Here is a 22,569-nt window from a genome sequence, read left to right on the forward strand (position 1 = left end):
GAAGTCAGGCGCGGCGCGTGAGCCACAAGTTCATCGCGTTGCGTGGGTAGGGGCAAGGTCGCTGGCCCTCCGGTGAATCGGCGACCAAAAACGGAGGAAACAATGAAACCAATCTTGCGACAAACCTTGCCTTTGACTGTGTTGATGGCTGTTGCTGCGGCCGTCTCGATCGTCCCCTCGGCCCGCGCCGAAGTGCCCGCGACCTGCGTCAAGGGTGTCGATCTCGCAAAGCTCGGGCCGAAATCGATCGTCGGCCAGGGACCCCACGGCGAGAAGGCGGCTTCGCCCGAGGTGCTCGCGCTGTCGGAGGCCGACGCCGCGAAGATCAAGGAGAAGCACTTCAAGGTGGGCATCTCCATGCAGACGGTCAACCTCGACTGGTCGCAGCTTCAGATTCAGGGCATCACCGACACGCTGAAGAAGTACGGCGTGACGGTGACGGGCGTGGCATCCGCCGAATATCAGGTGGACAAGCAGATCGCCGATATCGAGAACACCATCCAGCAGCATCCGGACGGCATCATCTCGATCCCGGTCGATTTCACTGCGACCGCGCCGACCTACAAGAAGATCGCCAAAGCCGGCATCAAGCTCGTGCTGATGGACAGCATTCCGACCGGGCTGAAGCATCCGGAGGAATATGCGACGATGGTTTCGGCGGATAGCCAGGGCAACGGCCAGATCGCGGCACAGATCCTGGCGTCCTGTATGCCGCAGGGCGGCACCATCGGTCTCGTCAATTTCGGAGTCGACTATTTCAGCACCAACGAGCGCACCAAGGGTGTGCGGGAGTGGATGAAGGCGAACCGGCCCGACATCAAGATGAAGCAGGTCGATTTCACCGATCCGCCGAAGGTCTCGCAGATCGCGGGCGACTTCCTGACCGGCAACCCTGATGTCAAGGGACTGTACGCGGTGTGGGATCAGCCGGCGCTCGACACGCTGAGCTCGATGCGGGCCCAGGGCATCGATATTCCCATGACGACGGTTGATCTCGGCCTGCAATCGGCGATCGAGATTGCCAAGGGCGGTCCGCTGAAGGCCACCGGCTCGCAGCGTCCCTATGACCAGGGCGTCGCCGAGGCGATGGCGATGATGAATGCGCTGCTGGGTAAGGAAACGCCGGGCTGGGTCGGTGTGCAGTCGCTGCCGGTGACGCAGTCGAACGTGCTGGAATCCTACAAGACCGTCTTCAAGAAGGACCCGCCGGCCGAGCTGACGGATGCCTGCAACAAGGCGAAGCCCGCCTGCAACTGAGCCCGTAATACCGATGCGCGGTTCTTCGGGACCGTGCATCGTCGACCTGATCCGGGTGAACCAGCCCCGTCCGGATCAGGTCGCGCTGGTAACGTATTCGACGGGAAGGCTGCGGAAGTGCTTGCGCGTGTCCGTCGGCACGGAGCCGCCGACGATGATCCGGGAGAACGAGCCGACGTCGGAGAAGAAGGCCGGCTTGAGGCTGCCGAGCTTGCTGGCGTCGACCACGAGGATGCTTTCCATCGCAGTGGCAATGACGGCCTGCTTGATGGCGACCTCGTGAAAATTCGAGCAGCTCGCGCCGCGGGTCCAGTGCAGGCCGCCGGCCGAGATGAAAGCCTTGTTGACCCCGAGCCGCCGCAGATAGGACAGGCCGTCGTCCGACGAGAACGACTGCGACGACGGATGGTAAAGCCCGCCCATCAGCATCACCTGCGTCGCCGGCCGGTGGGTGACGATCGAGGCGACGTTCAGCGAATAGCAGATCACCGAGAGGGGCATGTCCTCGGGCAGACAATCCGCCAGCGACTGCATGGTGGTGCCGCAGTCGATGAAGATGGTGTCGCCTTCCCTGATCGAGGCGGCTGCGGCTCGGCAGGCGAGGCGCTTGTCCTGCGTGTGCTGGTCGATTTCCTGCTCGAAGGTGTATTTGATCCCGGTCGGCGCGGCCGCATTGACGACGTAGCCGCCGAGCAGGGCGAGCGCCGCCTCCGGGCCGGCAAGGTCGCGCCTGACCGTCATCTCCGACACCTTCAGCAAGTCCGCGGCGTCCTTCAGATGCAGTGCGCCGCTGGTTTCGACGGCGCGGCGCAGCCGTTGCAGCCGCTGGACGCGGGTCTCGCTGGAGCGTGCGTTCGGTGTTTCAGCCATTTTCGTCACCGAGCTTGCTTATCCGGTTGACAATGATCTTACAATGATGTGAGTTTAGCAACGTGAATTTGTTACAATAATAACATCTGGTCCAAAGGGCAGTTGCTGTCAGGCGATGGCAGGTCAGCGGAAGCTCCGGCGGACAAGGGATGGGAGGATCACATGTTGCAATCGGCACATTCAGTCTATCTGGCGCTTCAGCCGATTCGCTAGCACCGCACGGCGTACCGATGGCGCAGGGCGTCTTGATATCAAATCCATCCGCGGTGCCGGCGCAGCCACACGCGCGGGATCACAACCATACGCATGCCATCGCGCGCAACAGCGGCCGCGCGCTCGAGATGGACTGGGTCGATGAGATCAGGATCAATCTGTCGGCCGCAGAGCGCCGCGTTGCGAGCCTGCCTGGCCGACGCACCGTCAAGAAGGATGCACAGGCGGCGTGGCTGCTCAAGGCGATCACCTGCATCGACCTGACGACGCTCAACGGCGACGATACGACCGAGCGTGTGAAACGCCTCTGCGCCAAGGCGAGGGCGCCGCTGCGAGGTGACCTGCTTGAGGCCCTGGGCTTTGCCGGGCGCGGGCTGCACACGGGCGCGATCTGCGTCTATCACCGCTTCGTCGCAACCGCGGTCGAAGCGCTCGATGGATCTGACATCCCGGTCGCTGCGGTCTCGACCGGATTTCCTGCAGGCCTGATACCGCACGATCTGAAACTCAAGGAGATCGAGGCGTCCGTCAGGGACGGTGCGCAGGAGATCGACATCGTCATCACGCGCGAGCACGTGCTGACCGGAGATTGGCGGGCGCTTTACGCCGAGGTTCGTGATTTCCGCGCCGCCTGCGGCGATGCGCATCTGAAGACGATCCTGGCAACCGGTGACCTCAAGACGCTACGCAACGTCGCCAAGGCCTCGATGGTCTGCATGATGGCCGGCGCCGACTTCATCAAGACTTCGACCGGCAAGGAAGGCGTCAATGCCACGCTGCCGGTGACGCTGGCGATGCTGCGCATGATCAGGGTCTATGAGGAGCGCACCGGCTTCAAGATCGGATTCAAGCCGGCCGGCGGAATCTCGACGGCGAAGGACGTGCTCAACTACCAATTCCTGATGAAGGAGGAGTTGGGACGCGATTGGCTCGAACCGGATCTGTTCCGCGTCGGCGCCTCGAGCCTGCTCGCCGACATCGAGCGCCAGCTCGAGCATCACGTCACCGGCCGCTACTCGGCCTTGAACCGTCACCCCGTGGGCTGAGCATGAGCATCGCACATTACTACGAGACGATGGAGTATGGTCCTGCTCCTGAGGCGGACGGCGAGGCGCGGGCCTGGCTGAAGCGTCACGACGCGACATTCGGGCATTTCATCGCTGGCAAATTTGTCGCCCCGGCTTCGGGCAAGCATCTGACGACGATCGAGCCGGCCACGGGCAAGACGCTGGCTCAAATCGCGCAAGGCGTCGCGGCCGATGTCGAGGCCGCCGTCGGCGCAGCGCGATCGGCGCAATCACCGTGGGCAAAGCTCGGTGGTCACGGTCGGGCCCGTCATCTCTATGCGCTGGCGCGCATGCTGCAGCGTCACGCGCGGCTGTTCGCGGTACTGGAAGCGATCGACAACGGCAAGCCGATCAGGGAAACCCGCGATCTCGACGTGCCGCTCGCCGCGCGCCATTTCCTGTATCACGCCGGCTGGGCGCAATTGCAGGAGCGCGAATTCGCCGACCATGTCCCGGTGGGTGTGATCGGCCAGATCATCCCCTGGAATTTCCCGCTGCTGATGCTGGCCTGGAAGATCGCGCCCGCGCTGGCGGCCGGCAACACAGTGGTGCTGAAGCCGGCGGAATTCACCTCGCTCACCGCGCTGCTGTTCGCTGAGCTGGCGGCGGAAGCCGGCCTCCCGCCCGGCGTGTTGAACGTGGTGACGGGTGACGGCGCCACCGGCGCGTTGCTGGTCGAAAACCCTGATGTCGAGAAGATCGCCTTTACCGGATCGACCGAGGTCGGTCGGTTGATCCGCCAGTCGACCGCAGGCAGCGGCAAGTCGCTGACGCTCGAGCTCGGTGGCAAATCGCCGTTCATCGTGTTTGACGACGCCGATATCGATGGCGCCGTGGAAGGCGTGGTCGATGCGATCTGGTTCAATCAGGGGCAGGTCTGCTGCGCCGGATCGCGGCTGTTGTTGCAGGAAGGGATCGCAGAGACGTTCCGCAAGCGTCTGATCCGCCGCATGGAGACGCTGCGGGTGGGGCCGCCGCTCGACAAGTCGATCGACATGGGCGCGGTGGTCGCTCCTGTCCAGCTCGAGCGGATCAAGGCGTTGGTCGAAACCGGGGTGAAGGAGGGCGCCGAGAAGTATCAGGCGTCTGGCGCGATTCCCGCAGAGGGATGCTTCTATCCCCCGACCTTGCTCTGGAACGTGCATCCGTCCTCGACCGTGGCGATCGAGGAGATCTTTGGGCCCGTGCTGGTCGCGATGACCTTCCGCACGCCTGATGAGGCCGTGCTGCTCGCCAACAATACGCGCTATGGGCTCGCCGCCAGCGTGTGGAGCGAGACCATCGGCCTCGCGCTCGATATCGCGCCAAAACTTCAGGCCGGCGTGGTCTGGGTCAACGCGACCAATTTGTTTGATGCCAGCGTCGGCTTCGGCGGCTACCGCGAGTCCGGATTCGGCCGCGAGGGCGGCCGCGAAGGTCTCTCCGAATATCTCAAGCCGAAGGCCTGGGCGGGCCGCAAAGCGCGAGCCAAGCTGCCGCCACCGTCTGAAGCCTCGACCGAGGGCGCCGGATTCGGCACGCCGTCGATCGATCGGACGGCAAAGCTGTTCGTCGGCGGCAAGCAGGTCCGCCCCGACGGAAATTATTCGTGCGCAGTGCTGTCGCCGAAGGGGAAGCATCTCGGCGAAGTCGGTGAGGGCAATCGCAAGGACATCCGCAACGCCGTGGCCGCCGCACGGTCGGCCGAGGCCTGGGCGCGGGCAACAGCGCATAATCGCGCCCAAATCCTCTACTACCTTGCCGAAAATCTGTCGGCGCGCAGCGACGAGTTCGCCCGGCGCATCGGTGACATGACCGGCGTTTCGCCCGTAAAGGCGCGCGGCGAGGTCGAGGCGAGTATCGAGCGGCTGTTCAGCTATGGGGCCTGGGCCGACAAATATGAGGGGACGATCCATGCGCCGCCATTGCGCGGCGTGGCGCTTGCCATGCACGAGCCGATCGGCGTAGTCGGGGTGGCTTGTCCGGACGAAGCGCCGCTGCTCGGCTTCATCAGCCTGGTGGCCCCGTTGATCGCGATGGGCAACCGTGTCGTCGCAGTCCCGAGCGAGCGGCATCCGCTGGCCGCGACCGATTTCTACCAGGTGCTGGAGACCTCGGACGTGCCGGCAGGCGTCGTCAATATCGTCACCGGTGAGCGCGATAGCCTTGCAAAGGTCCTTGCCGAGCATGACGACGTCGACGCGCTCTGGGTGTTCGGCTCGCAGGAGGCTTCAACAGTGGCGGAGCGGCTGTCGGTCGGTAACCTCAAGCGCACGCTGGTGGACCACGGGCTGGCGCTCGATTGGTACGACCGGGCGGCGAGCGAAGGGCCGATCCTGCTCCGTCACGCGGTTCACGTGAAGAACATCTGGATTCCCTACGGAGACTAGAGACGCCACCTTGCGGTGATATGGATTGGCATCCGGACCGTCAGAGTTCGGGCATTTTGAAGACGAGGGAAGGACGCAACATGCTCAAGGGCATCAATCCACTGCTCAATGCCGACGTGCTCTATGCCTTGCGCGCAATGGGACACGGGGACCGCCTCGTGGTGTGCGATACCAATTTCCCCGCTGACTCCATCGCGCGCCAGACCGTGTTCGGCGAGCTGCTCCGCATCGATAATGTCAGTACGGCCAAGGCGATCGAAGCCATTCTCTCGGTGATGCCGCTCGATACCTTCGTCGACGACGCCGCGATGCGGATGGAGATCGTCGGTCAGCCCCAGGAGGTGCCGCCGGTGCAGCGCGAGGTGCAGGCCGTGATCGACCGCGCCGAAGGGAAATCCTGGCCGCTGGTCGGGGTCGAGCGCCATGCATTCTATGAGAAGGCCAAGGCGGCCTATTGCGTGATCACCACCGGCGAGCGGCGCTTCTACGGCTGTTTCCTGTTCACCAAGGGCGTCATCGCGCCGGACGGAGAGTGACGACCATGAGCAAGTCTGGCGTTGCAATCCTCGGCATCTTCGTCGTCGATCTGGCCTTCCGCGCCGGCAACATGCCCGCGATCGGCGAAACCATTGCCGGCTCGGGATTTGCCATGGGGCCGGGCGGCAAGGGATCGAACCAGGCCGTCGCGGCGGCGCGCGCGGGCGCGGACGTGACCTTCATCTCCCGGATTGGCCGCGATGCCTTCGGTGATCTCGCCATCAAGACCTGGGAAACCGAAGGCATCAGGCCGCGCGTGGCCAGGACCAAGGAGGCGCCGACCGGCGCCGCTTTCATCTACGTCCACGAGACGCGCGGCGACAATGCCATCATCGTCGTGAGCGGCGCGGCCGACGGCCTCAGCCCTGATGACGTCGACGCCGCGGCGGATGCGATCCGCGCCAGCCGCGTCTTCGTAACCCAACTCGAACAGCCGGTCGCTGCTGCGCAGCGCGGGCTCGAGATCGCGCGCGCTGCAGGCAGCATCACTGTGTTCAACCCGGCTCCTGCGGGCGCATTCGACGACAGCCTGTTTGCCTTGTGCGACTACGTCGTTCCGAACGAGACCGAGGCCGAAGCACTGACCGGAATCGCGGTGGGTGATCTTGCTGGCGCCCGCCGCGCCGGCGATGCACTGCTGGCCAAAGGAGCCGGCACCGCGCTGATCACGCTCGGCGAACGCGGAGCGTTGTTTCACGGGCGAGATCGCTCGCTGCATGTGCCGCCGTTCGCCGCCGGCAAGGTGGTCGAAACTGCGGGTGCGGGTGATGCCTTCGTCGGCGGTTTCGCAGCAGCGCTCGCGGGCGGCACCGATCCGTTGGATGCCGCGCGCTTCGGTTCGGCGACAGCCGGGATCTCCGTGACGCGCGCGGGGACTGCGCCTGCCATGCCGCGCCGGGCCGAGATCGAAGCCCTGTTGAAGGGATGATCTGCTGATGATGCGGAACGATCCGATCAAGCACGTCTTCATCTGGCCGGCGGTGCTCGTCGTGCTGGCGATCTCGATCTTTCCGTTGATCTATTCGTTCACCACCAGCTTCCTCAGCTATCGGCTGATTCCGCCAATTCCGCCGCGCGTGGTGTGGTTCGGCAATTATGCCACGCTCTTGCAGGAGCCGCGCTTCTGGAACGCGATCGTCACGACGACGCTGATCGCGTTCATCGCCGTCGGGCTTCAATACGTCATCGGGTTTGGCGTCGCGCTCGCGCTGAACGCGCGCATTCCCGGCGAGCGGCTGTTTCGCGTGGCCTTGCTGCTGCCCATGCTGCTGGCCCCGGTTGCCGTCGCGCTGGTGGCCCGCATGATCTTCAATCCGACCATGGGGCCGCTCAACCAGTTCTTGTCGATGTTCGGTCTGGCAAACCTGCCGTTCCTCACCAATGGACATTGGGCGCTCGCCTGCATCATCGCGGTCGAGATCTGGCAGTGGACGCCTTTCATCATCCTGATGATGCTGGCCGGACTGCAAACGCTTCCCGAAGATGTCTACGAGGCGGCCGAACTCGAGAACGCCAGCGCCTGGCAGCAGTTCTGGGGTATCACGTTTCCGATGATGCTGCCGATCTCCGCAGCCGTCGTTTTCATTCGCCTGATCGAGAGCTACAAGATCATGGACACCGTGTTCGTGATGACGGGCGGCGGACCGGGCGTGGACACCGAGACGCTGACTTTGTTCGCCTATCAGGAGGGCTTCAAGAAGTTCAATCTCGGCTACACGTCCGCGCTCAGTTTCCTGTTCCTGATCGCCATCACGATCATCGGCGTGACCTATCTGGCGCTGCTGCGGCCGCATCTGGAGAAGCGCCGATGAGCGGACAGGGCCTCACCGGACTATCGAGCTGGAGTCGCCGCCTGGTCGCGGTCGGCGTGCTCGCATGGTGCCTGATCACGGCGTTTCCGCTCTATTGGGTGGTGGTGACCGCTTTCAAGACCCCGCCGGGCGTGGTCGGCGGCCCGACCTATATTCCGTTCGTCGATTTCACGCCGACCCTTCAGCCCTTCATCGATCTCTACCAGGGGATCCGGGGTGAATTCTTCCGGACGTTCCTGAACTCGACCATCGTCGGACTGTCGGCGGCAGCGATCGCAACCGCCATCGGGGCGATGGCGGCCTATGCGCTGGTGCGGTTCGAATTCAGGGTACGGTTCGGCGCCGGCCTGATCTTCTTCCTGCTCGCGCTCGGCGGCTATCTGCTGTTCAACAATTCGCTCGGATTCACCCGGCCGCAGGCGCTGCTGCTCGCGTTCCCGTTCGCGCTTGCCGCTGCGATCGTCGCCAACCGTCTGCCGCTGCCGGGCCCGATCCTCGGCAATGAGGACATCCTGTTCTGGTTCGTCAGCCAGCGCATGTTTCCACCGATCGTCACGGCCTTTGCGCTCTACCTGCTCTACAGCGAGATCGGCCGGCTCGGCTTCCAGCTCATCGACAGCTTTGTCGGCCTGACGCTGTGCTACGTCGCGTTCTCGCTGCCGATCGTCGTCTGGCTGATGCGCGACTTCTTCGAGGCGATCCCGATCGAGGTGGAAGAAGCCGCGATGGTCGACAACGTGCCGAGCTGGCGCATCTTTCTCGGCATCGTGGTGCCGATGTCGATGAACGGGCTGCTGGCGACGTTCATGATCACGCTAGCCTTTGTCTGGAACGAGTTCCTGTTCGCGCTGTTCCTGACCAATTCCAAATGGCAGACGCTGCCGATCCTCGTGGCGGGACAGAACAGTCAGCGCGGCGACGAATGGTGGGCGATCTCGGCCGCGGCGCTCGTCGCCATCATTCCGATGATGATCATGGCGGGCCTGCTCAGCCGCATGATGCGGTCGGGCCTGCTGCTCGGGGCAATCAAATAGCAAAAACTCATCTAGGGAGGACTGGACGATGTTGCGACGGACGTTTCTGATGCTGACCACCTCGCTCGCGATGGCTTGCGCGGCGGGCCAGGCGAACGCGGCCTGTAGTCCGGATTACTCCGGCGTCACCTTGACGGTGGCGTCGCAGACTGGGCCGTACATCGCCTCGGCGCTCAAGCTCGGCGCGGATGAATGGACCAAGAAGACCTGCGGCAAGGTCAATGTCGTCGAGTTTCCGTGGTCGGAGCTCTACCCGAAGATCGTGACGTCGCTCACCGCCTCGGACGCGACGTTCGACCTGGTCAGCTTTGCGCCGGCCTGGTTGCCGGACTTCGTCCCTTATCTCAGCGAGATGCCGAAGGCGATGCAATCGGGCAAGGATTGGGACGATGTCGAGCCGGCCTATCGCGAACGTCTGATGGTGTGGGAAGGCAAGATCTATTCGCAATCGATGGACGGCGACGTCCACACCTACACCTATCGCATGGACCTGTTCAGCGATCCCAAGGAGAAGGACGCGTTCAAGGCCAAGTACGGCTACGACCTGGCGCCGCCAAAGACCTGGAAGCAGTATCTCGACATCGCGGAGTTCTTCCAGCGCCCCGACAAGGGACTTTGGGGTACCGCGGAAGCCTTCCGTCGTGGCGGCCAGCAGTTCTGGTTCTTCTTCAGCCACGCGGCCGCCTATACCAACAACCCGAACTATCCGGGCGCGATGTTCTTCGACCCCGAAACGATGGATGCCCAGATCAACAATCCTGGCTGGGTGAAGGGATTGGAAGAATACATCCGCGCCTCCAAGCTTGGCCCGCCCAATGCGCTGAACTTCTCGTTCGGCGAGGTCAACGCGGCCGTGGCCGGCGGTCAGGTGGCGGAATCGATCGGCTGGGGCGACACTGGTGTGATCGCGGCGGACCCCAAGCAGTCGAAGATCTCAGGCAAGGTCGGCTCCGCCGTGTTGCCCGGCTCTGACGAGATCTGGAATGCGAAAACCAAGAAGTGGGACAAGTTCCCGGCAGTCCTGCCGGCGCCCTTCATGGCGTTCGGAGGGTGGCAGATTGGCGTGCCGAAGGTGGGCAAGAACCAGCAGGCGGCATGGGATTTCGTCAAGACGCTGACAAGCCCCGAAGTCTCTGGCCAGGCCGCGATCACCGGCGGCACCGGCGTCAACCCTTACCGCAAGTCGCACACCGCGAATCTGGAGTTGTGGAGCAAGATCTTCTCGCCGCAGGAGGCCAAGGAATATCTCGGCGCGCAGGCTGACTCCATCAACGGCAAGAACGTCGCGCTCGACATGCGTCTGCCGGGCTATTTCTCCTATACCGAGGTCGTGGAGATCGAGCTTGGCAAGGCGCTGGCCGGCCAGACCACGCCGCAGGCCGCGCTGGACACGGTCGCGAAGGAATGGAATCGCCTGACCGACGAGTTCGGCCGTGCGAAGCAACTTGCCGCCTATCGCGCGGCGATGGGCCTGCCGCCCAAGAACTAGCTTCTCGCGGTGACTTCCCCGGATGATGCGTGAGCATCGTCCGGGCTTTGTTGGCCGTCGACATAAGGGACGGAAAAAGGATTCCATGGCGCGCGTCGAGATCGAGAACGTCAACAAGGCATACGGGCCCTACAAGATCATCGAAGGGCTCGATCTGAGTGTAGCCGACGAGGAGTTCGTCGTGCTTGTCGGCCCGTCGGGCTGCGGCAAGACCACGACTTTGCGCATGATTGCGGGACTGGAAACGGTCACCGGCGGAACCATCCATATCGGCGACCGCGATGTGACGCAGTTGCGTCCCGGCTTGCGCAATTGCGCGATGGTGTTCCAGAACTACGCGCTCTATCCGCATATGACGGTCGGGGAGAATATCGGCTACGGCATGAAGGTGCGGGGCGAGTCGCGCGCCGGCATCGCGAGGGCGGTCCAGGACGTGGCACGGGTTCTCGACCTCGAGCCATATCTGGACCGCCGACCCAAGCAACTCTCCGGCGGACAGCGTCAGCGCGTGGCGATCGGCCGCGCCATCGTGCGCAGCCCGGACGTGTTCCTGTTCGACGAGCCATTGTCGAACCTCGATGCCAAGCTCCGCATCGAGATGCGAACCGAGATCAAGGCGTTGCACCGCCGCCTCGCCAAGACGATCGTCTATGTCACGCACGACCAGGTCGAAGCCATGACCATGGCCGATCGCGTCGTGGTGATGAATCGCGGCCGGATCGAGCAGGCGGCCGATCCGATCACGATCTACGAGAAGCCCAGAAATCTCTTCGTCGCGGGCTTCATGGGCGCACCCAGCATGAACTTCATCCATGGCGAAATTGCCGCTCGCGACGGTGCACTGATCTTCACCGAGCCGTCGGGGACGGCGTTGCAATTGCCGAAATGCCGGGAGGCGGCCTATGCAGGGAGCATCGGCAAGCCAGTCGTGCTCGGCGTCCGGCCCGACCACGTGCTGCCGCAGGACGCGCCGGCAGGCTCTTCCGTCCGGTTGTTGGTGAAAGACGTGGAGCCGCTCGGGCCGCATACGCTCGTGATTGGCACCGTCGGCGCATTTCCGTTCACGGCGCAGATGCCAGTGGGTGTGGCTGCGGCGCCGGATCGTCCCGTCGACGTTGCGATCGATCTGAAGCGAACACACCTTTTCGACAAGGTTTCGGGGATGGCCATTTCATAGCCTGTGGGTCTCCGGACGATGCAGGTAATCCCTAATCTTCAGTAGTCCCAGAAGGCCGGTACCCAACGAAAGGCGTCACCGGCGACGGCCACATGGCCCACGGATGGGAACGGCATATGCGTGGCCACCAGCAACCCGCCGGTCTCAGCCAGCTCTCGCAAAAGGCTGGTACGCGCGCGGGCGGCTTCTTCGGGATAGTGTTCGAAGCCGTTGTGCCAGTCGGGGTGTTCGAACCCGACTGCGAATACGAGGTCGCCGGCGAACGTCAGCCGGTCGCCGCCCGACTCCAGGCGGACGATGCTGTGCCCGGGGGTGTGACCGCCAGTACGATGGATCACCACGCCCGGCGCCACTTCGTGCTCATCCTCGAAGAGCCGAAGCTGGCTGCGGTACTCTTTCGCGAACCGTTTGGCCGTCGCCCGAAGCGCATCCGGGAAGCCGTCAGGCATCGAGACGCGGGAGAAATCGGGCGACTCCCAGAATTTGACCTCGGCGGCCGCGACGTGAATCTGCAGGTCCGGACGCAGTTGCTCCTTCACCCCGTCGACGAGCAGCCCGCCGACGTGGTCCATGTGCATGTGGGTGAGCACCACGTCGGTCACGGAAGCGAGATCGATGCCGGCGGCCTCCAGCCGATGGATCAATTGTCCGGCCCGAGGCAGGGGAAACTCCGCGCCCATCCCGGCGTCGATGAGGATGGTCCGGCCGCCGCTGCGCACCACGACCACGTTGAGCGCCCAATCGAAAGCGTCCGGCGGCAGGAAATTGTCTTTCAGCCAGGCCTCGCGGACAGCCTGTTCGGCGTTGTGGGCCAACATCGCGCCCGGCAGCGTCAGCACCCCATCGCTGACCACCATCACGTCAATTTCGCCGATCCGCAGCGCGTAGCGCGACGGGACCAGCTCATCGGACAGCTTGTTGCCGGCGTATGAGGGGTCGTGCAGGTTCATGTTTCTCTCCTGTTTCCTGGTTGGTGCTGGCTGTTCTTGTTTGGGCAGGCCGCGCCGCCAGCGCGGAGCGCGGCCTGCTTCGCGCGGCGTCTAGAAGAAGCCGCTTACGTCGCCCACACGCTCCGGATCGGCCGAGGCGAGGGCGGCGGCACGCTCGGCCTTCGGCGGATAGATCCAGACGGTGTTGATCTCCTGCTTGGTCTTCTTGGCGGTGTCGCCGACCATCGTCACCTCGCGCTCCCAGCCGCGGGTGAACACCGCGTCCGCTTCGCCGAGGTCGAGGCACGTGACGTATTTCTCCTGGTGGTAGCGTTTGGTCGGAACGCCGAGCAGTTCTGCGGCGGCGTTGTGGCCGGCAAAGGCGCCCATTCGCGTGGCGTGCTGGCACGACATCAACGCGTAATTGCCGTCATCGTCGCAGGCGGCGCGGGCGGCATCGCCGGTCGCAAAGACGCCCGGTACCGACGGCACGCGCAAATCACGGTCGACCAGCAGCCGGCCGGAATTGTCGCGCTCGGCTGGGACCTGCGCGGTCAACGGAGCGGCGCGAATGCCGGCCGCCCAAATCACGGTCTCGGTCTCGATGTGTTCGCCTGAGGTCAGCCTGACGCCCGATTTGTCGAGCGACGCGACGCCGGTGCCGAGCCGGGTCTCCACGCCGCGCTTGTGCAGGGCGTCTTCGATGAGGGGACGGGGGCCTTCGCCCATGGCGGGAGCGATCGCGCTGTTTCGGTCGACGATGATGATGCGCGGCTTTACGTCCTTGCCGAAAATGGCGCGAAGCCGCGTCGGCAACTCGGTCGCCGCCTCGATGCCGGTGAACCCGCCGCCGGCCACGACGACGGTGTCGCGCCCGTTTAATGCCGGCCGGTCGGCCAGGCTGTGCAGGTGCCGGTCAAGGGCGATCGCATCGTCGAGTTGGTCAACGCTAAAACCATGTTCGGCAAGACCCGGAATATTCGGACGAGCCAGCCGGCTGCCGGTCGCCACCACCAGCCGGTCGTAGGACAAGCTCTTCTTCGCGCCTTTCGCGGCGACGATTTCCACTACGCGCGACTGGGTGTCGATCGTCTCGGCGCTGCCTTGCACATAGACAACGTCGATGGCCTTGAGGACATCCAGCAGAGGCGCGGTCAGGGTCTCGGGATTCGATTCGTAGAGCCGCGGGCGGACAACGAGCGTCGGCTCGGGAGAAACCAGCGCGATCTCGAGCTCTTCGGGCGAAACGCCCTGGATGTCGCGCAAGCGGGCGGCGGAAAGGGCGGCGTACATGCCGGCGAAGCCGGCGCCAATGATGACAAGTCTCATGTGACTACTCCTCTGGTTTGACTTCTCGAACCCACGCGCGCGTCACCGTTGCCGCTCCCGCATCCTGGGATGGCTTGTCGCGATCGGTGACGATGCGAAGACGTGAAATGAAGATTGTCGCGCGCTTACGGAGCGCTGCAGTCCGGCGTTAGTATCGTTGGGCGTTCGCAGGAGGCGTGACAGCCGCGGGAGGCCACCGACCGGGCGAGCTGAAGGGTGATCGGCTCACTTGCCTTCAAGGGCCAGCCATCGCGCAAAACGGGGGCGCCATCTCTGGTCACGATCGACGTCGTGGCCAGTGTCGGAATTTCGATTTCCTCGCCCGTCGCCGAAGTGAAGCGGACGCTGAGTGACAGTCCGTAAACCAGCGCGGTCGCGATGACCCTGCGCCGTGGTACGATATCAAGGAGGGCGATACAGTGCTTGCAGGCCATTGTTCGTCTCCCTCCGCTGTCGATGTTCGATACCGCAAATCTACGGGATCGGAGCTGCGGCCGCGCCAGAGCGATTGACGCGGTTGCAGAGAGATTGCTGTTACCGGATGCGCCGGCGCCAATCGCTCGGGGTGTTGCCCGTCAGCTTCTTGAATGCCGCCGTGAACGCCGTCTGCGAAGCGTAACCGAGCTCTGCGGCCACCAGCTCAATCGACGCGTCGGTATCGCGCAGCATGTTCATGGCCCGCTCGAGCCGCTGCTGGCGCAGCCAGGCGTGCGGCGAAAGCCCGGTGCTCTCCTTGAAGGCGCGGCAGAAGTGGAAGCGAGACAGGCCGGCGTCAGATGCGAGCGCAGCGAGCGATACGTCCGCATCGCTGCCCGAGCGCAGGCGTTCAATGGCACGGCGGAGCGCGTGAGGCGACAGCCCACCCACGGCCGGCTCGAACGTTACTGGCGCGCCGGTATGCGCCGCCAGCAGACGCGTGGCCAGGAGATCCGTCAGTTGCTGCCTGAGCAGGGCATCCAGGGACGAATTTCCCTCCAGCACATCCGCCGCGCACATCAGCAAGCTGGATGTGATGGCGTCGGGATGCCCCGTCCGTTCTAGGAGATCGCCGGGCGCGAATGCGTCGGCTTCGCGGGCTACGCGTTCGAGCGTCGTGCGCGGAAGATAGAGCTGGATGACATCGATAGGGCCGGGAATATCCCATTTCGAGCTTGAACCCGCCGGAATGATCGTCACGACGCCGGGACGCGCCGTTCCAGTTGCCAGCAATTTCCCGGTACGCCGCTCCAGACGCTGAACGCCCGTAGGATAGGCCATGATGACGTGGTCGGTCATCGGCTCGACCACGTCATGCAGAGCCCCGTGCTTCCAGTGCGCTATGGCGCCATTGGCGGGGTCTGAAGCCATCTGTAGCGGCGCCGTCTTGAGCACGCGCGCCATCTCCACTTCGGCAGCGCGCCGCTGGGCGGCCGGCGAACCGTCATGGTGCGCATCGGGTGCGCGAAGCAGAGCCTTCAGGGGATCGTTCACGATTGGTTTGTTCATGAAGCTATCCTCGCGTTGCTACCGCGCGCCTCGTCGCCAATCGGTCGGGGTTTCTCCGGTCAACCGCATGAAGGCGGCAGCGAATGCCGTCTGCGAGGCATAGCCAAGCTCGGCCGCCACCGACACGATCGATGTGTCGGTGTCGCGCAGCATCTTCATGGCTTGCTCGAGGCGGTATTGCCGCAGCCAGGCATGGGGTGAGAGCCCGGTACTTTCCTTGAAGGCGCGACAGAAGTGGGAGCGCGACAGGCCGGCATCCGAAGCGAGGGCTGCAAGCGAGACGTCGGCATCGCTGTCCGAACGCAAGCGTTCGATGGCGCGAAACAGGACGTTTGGCGAAAGCCCGCCGATGGTCGGCTGGAACGCGGTGGGCGAGGCGGTGTGCGTAGCCAGCAGGCGCGTCGCGAGCAGGTCGATGAGCTGATGCCTGAACAGCGTATCGAGGGCGGAGTTGCCCTCCAGCGCGTCGGCCGCGCTCAGGAGCAATCGAGATGTAACGGGGTCGGGATGCCCGGTTCGTTCCCGGAGATCGACCGCAGTGGCCGTGTCCGCTTCGCGGGCCACGCGCGCGAGCGTTGTGGTCGGCAGATAGAGCTGAACGACATCCACCGGTTTCGGAATATCCCACCGCGAGCTTGACCCTTCCGGAATGATGATCACGGCCCCTGGACGGAACGTTCCCTTCGCAATCGATCTTCCGGAGCGCCGCTCCACGTGCTGCACCCGGCCATTGTAAGCCATGATGACGTGGTCGCTCATGGGCTCGACGACATCGTGTAACGGGTCATGTTTCCAGTGGGCGATCGCGGCCCCGGAGGGGTCGAGTGCCATGCGGACCGGTTCGGTGTGGAGGACGCGCGTCATCTCCGCGTCGGCGGAACGCTGCTCGGCATTCCGCAATTGGCGTTGGCTCGCGCTGGACGCGGCCGACGGATTTTCATGCGCAGAATCACGCGAGATCGGTTCGCTCATGGAGATGCGCCTTCAGAGGAGATGTGCACTCGCGTCGCCGGGGTGGCTGGCGGGCCGGCGTGAAGCCATCGTTTCCCTGTGCCGGCTCCGCTGGGCGTCGAGTTCTCCGCGGCGTTCTAGGCGCGTAGAACTACGGGGTCTTTCCCAAAACGGCCGCGTCTTGTCTGATTCTGCTCAAAGCGCTTCGGCGCGCCATTTTATGTGACGGGAGGGGAGGTCCCCCAATCAGGGGGGTGGATATTGAAGTCGCTTCCAAAATCGCTTTGTGACAGTCACGGCGGCCGATGCTCACAATCGCGTTTCGCGCCGCCGCCAACCTAGACCTCCGCACTCAGGTGCCGGATAATGCGCCGCGAGATAGGGATGGCAGCGAGTTGGGCGGCCCGATCAAACTTCGCGAATGGTCCGAACAAATGGCACAGGCGAGCACCTTCGGACAGAGGGTCAGGCGGCAGTTGCATCTGAGGGATGCACCGCCTTCGCTGATCACGCGTTCGCTGCGCGGCATCGAACTCGCGGTCACCGAAACCCGCGATGATAATCCTGTGCCCGGTCGTTCCGGCTCGGTGGCCGATGAGGCTTATTTCGTCAGCTTGAAGCTTCACGATTATCCGGACTGCGAGCTGTGGGATCACGGCAAGTGCGTCGGGAAAGCGAATGTCAGGGCCGGCACGACGTATCTATACGACCTCAGGAGCGATCCGGGTTTCATCATCGACAAGCCGTTTCACTCCCTCCACTTTTATCTGCCGCGTTCGGCGCTCGACGGCATCGCTCGAGAAAACCGTACACCGCCCGTTGGCGATCTCGCCTGTCAGTTTGGCTCCGGCCACGACGACCAGGTCATGCGTCATATCGGGGCAGTGCTGTTGGAAGCAATGAGTCGGCCGGGTGAGGCCAACCAGCTTTTCATCGATCACATGATGCTCGCGTTCACCGCGCATATCGCCCAGGCCTATGGCGGGCTGCAAAGCATTGCCGGACCGGCGCGCGGCGGTCTTGCGCCCAGACAGGTAAAGCGCGCCTGCGAACGGCTCGACTCGGACCTCGGCGGGACGCTTTCATTGCAACTGATCGCAGCCGAGTTTGGCCTCTCGGTTGGTCATTTTTCGCGCGCGTTCCGAATCTCGACCGGCCTGCCGCCGCATCAATGGCTGCTGCGCCAACGCGTCGAGGCGGCCAAGCAGTTGATGAGCACCGTGCGAGACCTGCCGTTGTCGGAGATTGCGATCTCGGCCGGGTTTGCCAATCAAAGCCACTTCACGAAAGTGTTTTCGGCGCAGGTCGGCATCAGTCCGGCGGCATGGCGCCGCGAGGCAGTTGGCGGCTCCGAAGGTGACATGTGATTGCGGGCGGCCCCGGACGGCTGCTTCAAGATCCTCACAGCGGTCGTGACCGTCAATCGATCGCGATCGCTTATTCCGTCCAGCTCCACTCAAGGGGGCGGTGCATATGAAATCGTCAGGTTTCTACGGTCAGACTGTGAAGCGGTTTTTTCATCTGCAGCAAGAACCGGTTTCGTTGATCACGCGTTCGCTTCGTAACGCCGAGATAGCCGTTACCGAGACCCGGGATGATGCACCCATTGAAGGCGTGTCCGGCGAGATGGGCCTTCAAGATGCCAATGTTGTCACCCTGATGCTTTACGATGACCCGAATTGTGAGACCTGGGAGCGCGGCAGGCGTGCGATCAAGGCCGATATCCGTGCGGGTGCAACATATCTGTACGACATGAAGAAAGATGTGCGCTACATCATCAAAAAGCCATTCCACGCGCTCCATTTCTATCTTCCGCGCACGGCGCTCGACTCTATCGCTGAGCAGTCCAATGCACCGCGCGTGGGTGAGCTCCCCGCTCAACTCGGTGCCGGTCATGACGACCCGGTCATCCGTCATATCGGCGGGGCACTGCTGCAAGCGTTGCGTAAGCCGGCCGAGATCAACCAACTCTTCATCGATTACGCGATGCTCGCTTTTACCGCGCATGCCGCGCAGATCTATGGCGGATTGAGGTGGCGCGTTAGAGCGCCCAGGACCGGTCTGGCCCCCTGGCAGGTGAAGCGAGCCTGCGAAAGGCTTGACTCCGACCTCGGCGGGACGCTTTCATTGCAACAGATCGCGGCCGAGTTTGGCCTCTCGGTCAGCCATTTCTCGCGCGCGTTTCGAATCTCGACCGGCCTGCCGCCGCACCAATGGCTGCTACGCCAGCGTGTGCAGGCGGCCAAGCAGTTGATGACCGCGCGAGACCTGTCACTGGCCGAAATCGCGATCTCGGCCGGGTTTGCCAATCAAAGCCACTTTACGCGGGTGTTTTCGGCGCAAGTCGGCGCCAGCCCCGCAGTGTGGCGCCGCGAAGCGCAGAGCACCAACGAGAGCGAAAGCTGATCATTCGATCAGCGGCGCCGTGTCAGTGAGATCGCGTAGGCGGCGCGCCGGGCCGCAAAGATCTGGTCGGGTGGATACCCAATACCTTCGGCGAGGTCTGCCGGATTGAAGACCGATCCATCGGGCGCTTCGTTCGCTTCAATTGCAGTGATCACGATTGTTCCGAGCCGCACGGTCTCCCGACGGTCCTCATCCGGCCATCGGATCGTGACATCCAGTATGGGGTCCCCGAGACGACCAAGCACCGCCATTAGGCTGAACCGGATATCGCGTGCCGCAATCCGGTTTTCCAGGTCCTTGCGCAGAAGGCCTCCATTCGTCCTGACCGCGTCTTCGGCTAGTGCAGCTTGACTGCCGACCGGGACGACCTTGAATTTGATGAATTGCGTCTCGCCACTCCGATTTGTTGCGGGAAAGGCGTGGACGGCCCAGTAGGTGGTGTCGGCAAAGCTTGCAGGAAGTGCGTGGGCGGCCATGTAGCTTGCCTGATGCAGCGTCTCGGGATTGGCGGTGGAGAACGCCTTGATTTTTTCCGGATCAGGCCGCCCGTCGGATCCGGGAATGCGCGCCTTCAAGTAGGCCAACATTTGCGCGGTTGTCCTTGCATAGTGGACGGGAGCGCTCTGCGTGAGAATATCGGAGCGATGGCCAATATCCCCGAGTGTGAAGCTGAACCCGCGCAGCACGAAATTGTCGGTGTCTGGCACGAGGGGATTGCCGCCGTCCACTGAGAAGCGCGCCAGCACGCGTGATGGTCTTGTGAAGCTCTGAGACTTCGTGACCTCGTCTGCCCGATCCGAGGGAATATAGATCCCGCGGACGCAGTGCCCCTTGGCAAAGCTCGCGCGATCCTTTGGCGATGCACCGGCCATCGCTTTCATGGCGCCGACGATCGACGCGGGTTTGGGGGCTGGGGACCGGATCATGGCGATAATCCGGCGTCTTACCAAAGTGGCCACACGCGGCAGCCTCTCGGGCCGTGAAAGACAATCCGCTGGGCCATCGTCGGCTTCGACCCGCTGCCGAAGGTCGGAGCGCCATCCCTGGTCATGCTTGAAATCAAGGGATTATGCATGGGAGCCGGTGGCGCCGGAATCTTCGTTCCTCCGTCCGCCGTCGAGGTGAGGCGAATCGTCGCTGAAAGCCCGCACATGAAGGTAGTGGTGAGAACTTTCGGCCGAGATGCACGAGTCAAGGATTGGTTGACGAGAGTCTTCCAGATCATCACGTGTCCTTCCGTCTACGGTTGACGTCGATACAGTGATGGTAGGGGCCTGGCGCCGCGCTGCCCCAGAGCGATTGATCCAATTGTAGAGCGATTGCTGGCAGTTGTGCGGCGTCGCGATTGACCTGCGGCCGAAAGGCGAGGGCACGGAGCATATTGAATATGCTTCTTCAACAGCCTGCGCGGCGACGTTCCTTAAGCTGACCCGCCAAGGCCCAGCCGATTAGCGGTGGCGCATTCGGTAAGAGCAATCGCTCTATAGGTACGACAATCGCTCTGGCGCGGTCCCAGATCCAACTTGGTAGATCATTACAGTGCCCACTCCAAAAGAGGAGACGAGCGATGGGCTGGATGATCGACAGCGTTGGACGATTGATTGCGCGGCTGCAGAAGCCGGCCAACCTTAGTGAGCCGTTGACGCCGATCGATCCGACGGCCTTACGCGACACTATTCGACCAGGTGACGTTTTGCTGATCGAGGGCAAAGGTCGCATTTCGGGCGGCATCAAGTATCTCACTCAATCAGCTTGGTCGCATTCGGCGCTATACGTCGGGCCGATAGGGTGTGCCGCAATTGACGGCGAGCCTCATGTCCTGATCGAAGCCAACATCGACGAAGGTGTCGTGTCGGCGCCGCTGTCAAAATATCTGCATTGTCAGACCCGCATCTGCCGGCCGGTGGGCCTGAGCGAAGTGGACTGCGAGAAGGTCTGCCGCTACGCGTCCGAACGCATCGGCCTCGGCTACGATTTCAAGAACGTCATCGATCTCATGCGGCAGCTTTTCCCATGGCCAGCGGCGCTACGTTGTCGTCGCCGAACGATCGCGCTCGGCTCGGCCGACGCGAGCCGTATCATCTGTTCTTCGCTGATTGCGCAAGCATTCGATGCTGTGCGTTACCCGATCCTGCCCACGATCACGCACATTGAGAGCCAGACGGTGCGGCGCGAAATCGCCGAACCGCGTCACTCATCACTCTACGCGCCGCGCGATTTCGATATTTCGCCTTACTTCATGGTGGTGAAGCCCACGCTCGCGCGCGGTTTCAACTATAAGGACATGCATTGGGTCGCCAGGGGTCGCACTCCCTAGCGCACGCTTGCTCCAGAGATAGAAAGGCGCCGATCGCGCAAGTTTGACTTAGATACTTGGGAGCTGAGCTATTTGCATTCGGTTGCGATTTTCTGGGATTTTCCGCTTACTCGCTCGAATGAGTCGGAGGTGGACTTTCACCCGGCCCGCCAAAACCCTCGCTCGCATAGCTTTTTTTCCCGCCGGACAAGTGCGTCCGGCTCCTCGCGGCCGCTTCGCTCCAAAAAAGCTTTCGGCTCAGGTGCTCCGCATGCGCTGCGCCCCGAAGGCGGGTTCGTAGGCGTTTCGCTTCCCAACGGTCTTGCCATCGCGAGGGGATCGGCTCCTCGCGGACAACAGAAGGACAAGAGCATGACCGCGATCGGATACGTCACCAGGATGACAACGGCAGCTACAAGGGCCAGCTTAAAACCGTCTCTATCCGGGCCGAGATCGACATCATCCCGAACCGTGACAAGAGCGCCGAGACCCATCCTGACTTCCGGGTCTTCACGCAAGGCGTCGAGATCGGGGCAGGCTGGATCCGCCGCGGCGAGAACAGCGGCAAGGTCTATGTGAGCCTGTCGCTGGCGGCGCCCGAGTTCGGCCCTCGCAAGCTCTACGCCAATCTCGGCCGCGCCGCCGGCCAGGACGACGATAGCGTGTTCGCCCTGATCTGGAATCCGGCGGACTGATGCTAATCGGCCCCCGCGAGAGCTGCTCGCGGGGGCCGCACTTCCTGGCTAGGGCGTGTACTAAAAAATCGGAACGCCGCGGATCAGGGTGCGTTTGGCGTCTGCTATGCCCTCAATAGCGGCGCCAAAGCGGACATCGCCGGAGATCCGAGTCGGGCCAAAAGGAGACCCTGTTCCGGCGGCACATCAAATTGATTTTACACCTCGCGTGACCGGCGATGGTCGTGACAGAAACTTTGCTTTTTGATCTTGAACCGTCCTGCATACCCGTGCAAAGCCTATGTGCGCGATTGAGCGGCCGCCAGCGCACAAGTAGCCGTCATGCCAGTGCAGCTCTCTGATGCCGACGCTATTTGCGATCGGCATCTGGGGGGTGTTCCCGGGATTCTCTGATACGCAAGGAGAAGAACATGACGGCCAAGACCCTAATATGCTTGTTGCTTCAATATAAAGCCGCCTCGAATGCGGAGCTGCTTCTCGCCTTGAACACCGTCGATGCTGAACCGCACACAACGGAATATCGGGCGGCACTGCGTGTTCTGAATCACGCCCACATGGTCGACCGAATATTTGCCGCCAATCTTCAAGGCGAACGTCATTCATACGCGGCGAATTGGAGCGCTGACACGCCCGTTCTTGCTCAACTCGCCCCCA

18 protein-coding genes and 2 pseudogenes are annotated in these 22,569 nt (G+C 63.1%); 14 read left to right on the forward strand and 6 right to left on the reverse strand.

Annotated elements, in window-relative coordinates; all coding sequences use genetic code 11:
• Window positions 1–144: 144 nt before the first annotated feature.
• Window positions 145–1,257: a substrate-binding domain-containing protein gene (locus CV770_RS09645; RefSeq protein ID WP_245453712.1), complete on the forward strand. Its 1,113-nt coding sequence runs from the start codon at window positions 145–147 to the stop codon at window positions 1,255–1,257.
• A 75-nt stretch (window positions 1,258–1,332) separates the two neighbouring features.
• On the opposite strand, the gene CV770_RS09650 is transcribed toward CV770_RS09645, so the two are convergent.
• On the reverse strand, window positions 1,333–2,127 hold the full coding sequence (locus tag CV770_RS09650; RefSeq protein ID WP_104462141.1) for a DeoR/GlpR family DNA-binding transcription regulator: 795 nt from the start codon (window positions 2,125–2,127) through the stop codon (window positions 1,333–1,335).
• Between the two features lie 341 nt (window positions 2,128–2,468).
• On the opposite strand from CV770_RS09650, the gene deoC reads away from it, so the two are divergent.
• From deoC to CV770_RS09690, 8 genes are all read left to right on the forward strand, one after another.
• A complete protein-coding gene (deoC, locus tag CV770_RS09655; RefSeq protein WP_245453713.1) occupies window positions 2,469–3,386 on the forward strand; it encodes a deoxyribose-phosphate aldolase in 918 nt (305 codons plus the stop codon).
• Window positions 3,387–3,388: 2 nt separating this feature from the next.
• Complete coding sequence (locus CV770_RS09660; protein WP_104462143.1) at window positions 3,389–5,776, forward strand: aldehyde dehydrogenase family protein; 2,388 nt, start codon at window positions 3,389–3,391, stop codon at window positions 5,774–5,776.
• 80 nt (window positions 5,777–5,856) lie between these two features.
• Window positions 5,857–6,312: an RbsD/FucU family protein gene (locus tag CV770_RS09665; RefSeq protein ID WP_104462165.1), complete on the forward strand. Its 456-nt coding sequence runs from the start codon at window positions 5,857–5,859 to the stop codon at window positions 6,310–6,312.
• Window positions 6,313–6,317: 5 nt separating this feature from the next.
• Window positions 6,318–7,241 carry a ribokinase gene (gene rbsK, locus CV770_RS09670; protein WP_091953778.1) on the forward strand — a complete coding sequence of 308 codons (924 nt, stop codon included), beginning with the start codon at window positions 6,318–6,320 and terminating at the stop codon, window positions 7,239–7,241.
• Window positions 7,242–7,248: 7 nt separating this feature from the next.
• A complete protein-coding gene (locus tag CV770_RS09675) occupies window positions 7,249–8,124 on the forward strand; it encodes a carbohydrate ABC transporter permease (RefSeq protein ID WP_091953775.1) in 876 nt (291 codons plus the stop codon).
• Window positions 8,121–9,158: a carbohydrate ABC transporter permease gene (locus CV770_RS09680; RefSeq protein WP_091952218.1), complete on the forward strand. Its 1,038-nt coding sequence runs from the start codon at window positions 8,121–8,123 to the stop codon at window positions 9,156–9,158. The genes CV770_RS09675 and CV770_RS09680 overlap by 4 nt, the downstream gene beginning before the upstream one ends.
• A 28-nt stretch (window positions 9,159–9,186) precedes the next feature.
• On the forward strand, window positions 9,187–10,647 hold the full coding sequence (locus CV770_RS09685) for an extracellular solute-binding protein (RefSeq protein WP_091952215.1): 1,461 nt from the start codon (window positions 9,187–9,189) through the stop codon (window positions 10,645–10,647).
• 85 nt (window positions 10,648–10,732) lie between these two features.
• Complete coding sequence (locus tag CV770_RS09690; RefSeq protein ID WP_104462144.1) at window positions 10,733–11,824, forward strand: ABC transporter ATP-binding protein; 1,092 nt, start codon at window positions 10,733–10,735, stop codon at window positions 11,822–11,824.
• Between the two features lie 38 nt (window positions 11,825–11,862).
• Here the strand turns inward: CV770_RS09690 and CV770_RS09695 are convergent, their stop codons facing one another.
• The 4 genes from CV770_RS09695 to CV770_RS09715 all read right to left on the reverse strand — a co-directional run bounded on the left by CV770_RS09695 (window position 11,863) and on the right by CV770_RS09715 (window position 16,539).
• Entirely contained in the window at window positions 11,863–12,774 is a 912-nt protein-coding gene (locus CV770_RS09695; protein ID WP_104462145.1) for an MBL fold metallo-hydrolase, read from the reverse strand.
• Between the two features lie 90 nt (window positions 12,775–12,864).
• The gene (locus tag CV770_RS09700; protein ID WP_104462146.1) at window positions 12,865–14,082 is read right to left on the reverse strand and encodes an NAD(P)/FAD-dependent oxidoreductase; all 1,218 of its coding nucleotides are present in this window, start codon (window positions 14,080–14,082) and stop codon (window positions 12,865–12,867) included.
• A gap of 534 nt (window positions 14,083–14,616) precedes the next feature.
• Window positions 14,617–15,567: an AraC family transcriptional regulator gene (locus tag CV770_RS09710; RefSeq protein ID WP_104462148.1), complete on the reverse strand. Its 951-nt coding sequence runs from the start codon at window positions 15,565–15,567 to the stop codon at window positions 14,617–14,619.
• Window positions 15,568–15,585: 18 nt separating this feature from the next.
• Window positions 15,586–16,539: a helix-turn-helix transcriptional regulator gene (locus CV770_RS09715; protein ID WP_104462149.1), complete on the reverse strand. Its 954-nt coding sequence runs from the start codon at window positions 16,537–16,539 to the stop codon at window positions 15,586–15,588.
• A 413-nt stretch (window positions 16,540–16,952) separates the two neighbouring features.
• Between CV770_RS09715 and CV770_RS09720 the strand changes: the two genes are divergently transcribed.
• Both CV770_RS09720 and CV770_RS09725 read left to right on the forward strand, forming a co-directional pair.
• Window positions 16,953–17,885 carry an AraC family transcriptional regulator gene (locus CV770_RS09720; protein ID WP_091952207.1) on the forward strand — a complete coding sequence of 311 codons (933 nt, stop codon included), beginning with the start codon at window positions 16,953–16,955 and terminating at the stop codon, window positions 17,883–17,885.
• Window positions 17,886–17,991: 106 nt separating this feature from the next.
• Entirely contained in the window at window positions 17,992–18,924 is a 933-nt protein-coding gene (locus CV770_RS09725) for a helix-turn-helix domain-containing protein (RefSeq protein WP_104462150.1), read from the forward strand.
• Between the two features lie 8 nt (window positions 18,925–18,932).
• Here the strand turns inward: CV770_RS09725 and CV770_RS09730 are convergent, their stop codons facing one another.
• Window positions 18,933–19,850, reverse strand: coding sequence for a catalase (locus tag CV770_RS09730; RefSeq protein WP_104462151.1), 918 nt, complete (start codon window positions 19,848–19,850; stop codon window positions 18,933–18,935).
• Window positions 19,851–20,491: 641 nt separating this feature from the next.
• On the opposite strand from CV770_RS09730, the pseudogene CV770_RS09735 reads away from it, so the two are divergent.
• The 3 genes and pseudogenes from CV770_RS09735 to CV770_RS41520 all read left to right on the forward strand — a co-directional run.
• Window positions 20,492–21,217, forward strand: a pseudogene (locus CV770_RS09735) (YiiX/YebB-like N1pC/P60 family cysteine hydrolase); the annotation flags it as partial.
• A 375-nt stretch (window positions 21,218–21,592) separates the two neighbouring features.
• Window positions 21,593–21,915: pseudogene (locus CV770_RS09740) on the forward strand (DUF736 domain-containing protein).
• Between the two features lie 410 nt (window positions 21,916–22,325).
• The coding region (locus tag CV770_RS41520; RefSeq protein ID WP_502693592.1) for a DinB family protein at window positions 22,326–22,569 on the forward strand (244 nt) is incomplete at its 3' end.

Origin of the sequence: Bradyrhizobium sp. AC87j1, assembly GCF_002936975.1 — a bacterium.
In the GTDB taxonomy this organism is placed as follows: domain Bacteria; phylum Pseudomonadota; class Alphaproteobacteria; order Rhizobiales; family Xanthobacteraceae; genus Bradyrhizobium; species Bradyrhizobium shewense.

Bases quoted from the DNA above. Each gene is read 5' to 3' on its own strand.
- CV770_RS09665 (WP_104462165.1), top strand. From the start codon at position 5,857: ATGCTCAAGGGCATCAATCCACTGCTCAATGCCGACGTGCTCTATGCC.
- CV770_RS09680 (WP_091952218.1), top strand. From the start codon at position 8,121: ATGAGCGGACAGGGCCTCACCGGACTATCGAGCTGGAGTCGCCGCCTG.
- CV770_RS09720 (WP_091952207.1), top strand. From the start codon at position 16,953: ATGGCACAGGCGAGCACCTTCGGACAGAGGGTCAGGCGGCAGTTGCAT.
- CV770_RS09675 (WP_091953775.1), top strand. From the start codon at position 7,249: ATGATGCGGAACGATCCGATCAAGCACGTCTTCATCTGGCCGGCGGTG.
- CV770_RS09700 (WP_104462146.1), bottom strand. From the start codon at position 14,082: ATGAGACTTGTCATCATTGGCGCCGGCTTCGCCGGCATGTACGCCGCC.
- CV770_RS09730 (WP_104462151.1), bottom strand. From the start codon at position 19,850: ATGATCCGGTCCCCAGCCCCCAAACCCGCGTCGATCGTCGGCGCCATG.
- CV770_RS09645 (WP_245453712.1), top strand. From the start codon at position 145: ATGGCTGTTGCTGCGGCCGTCTCGATCGTCCCCTCGGCCCGCGCCGAA.
- CV770_RS09690 (WP_104462144.1), top strand. From the start codon at position 10,733: ATGGCGCGCGTCGAGATCGAGAACGTCAACAAGGCATACGGGCCCTAC.
- CV770_RS09715 (WP_104462149.1), bottom strand. From the start codon at position 16,539: ATGAGCGAACCGATCTCGCGTGATTCTGCGCATGAAAATCCGTCGGCC.
- deoC (WP_245453713.1), top strand. From the start codon at position 2,469: ATGGACTGGGTCGATGAGATCAGGATCAATCTGTCGGCCGCAGAGCGC.
- CV770_RS09660 (WP_104462143.1), top strand. From the start codon at position 3,389: ATGAGCATCGCACATTACTACGAGACGATGGAGTATGGTCCTGCTCCT.
- CV770_RS09650 (WP_104462141.1), bottom strand. From the start codon at position 2,127: ATGGCTGAAACACCGAACGCACGCTCCAGCGAGACCCGCGTCCAGCGG.
- CV770_RS09695 (WP_104462145.1), bottom strand. From the start codon at position 12,774: ATGAACCTGCACGACCCCTCATACGCCGGCAACAAGCTGTCCGATGAG.
- CV770_RS09725 (WP_104462150.1), top strand. From the start codon at position 17,992: ATGAAATCGTCAGGTTTCTACGGTCAGACTGTGAAGCGGTTTTTTCAT.
- CV770_RS09685 (WP_091952215.1), top strand. From the start codon at position 9,187: ATGTTGCGACGGACGTTTCTGATGCTGACCACCTCGCTCGCGATGGCT.
- rbsK (WP_091953778.1), top strand. From the start codon at position 6,318: ATGAGCAAGTCTGGCGTTGCAATCCTCGGCATCTTCGTCGTCGATCTG.
- CV770_RS09710 (WP_104462148.1), bottom strand. From the start codon at position 15,567: ATGAACAAACCAATCGTGAACGATCCCCTGAAGGCTCTGCTTCGCGCA.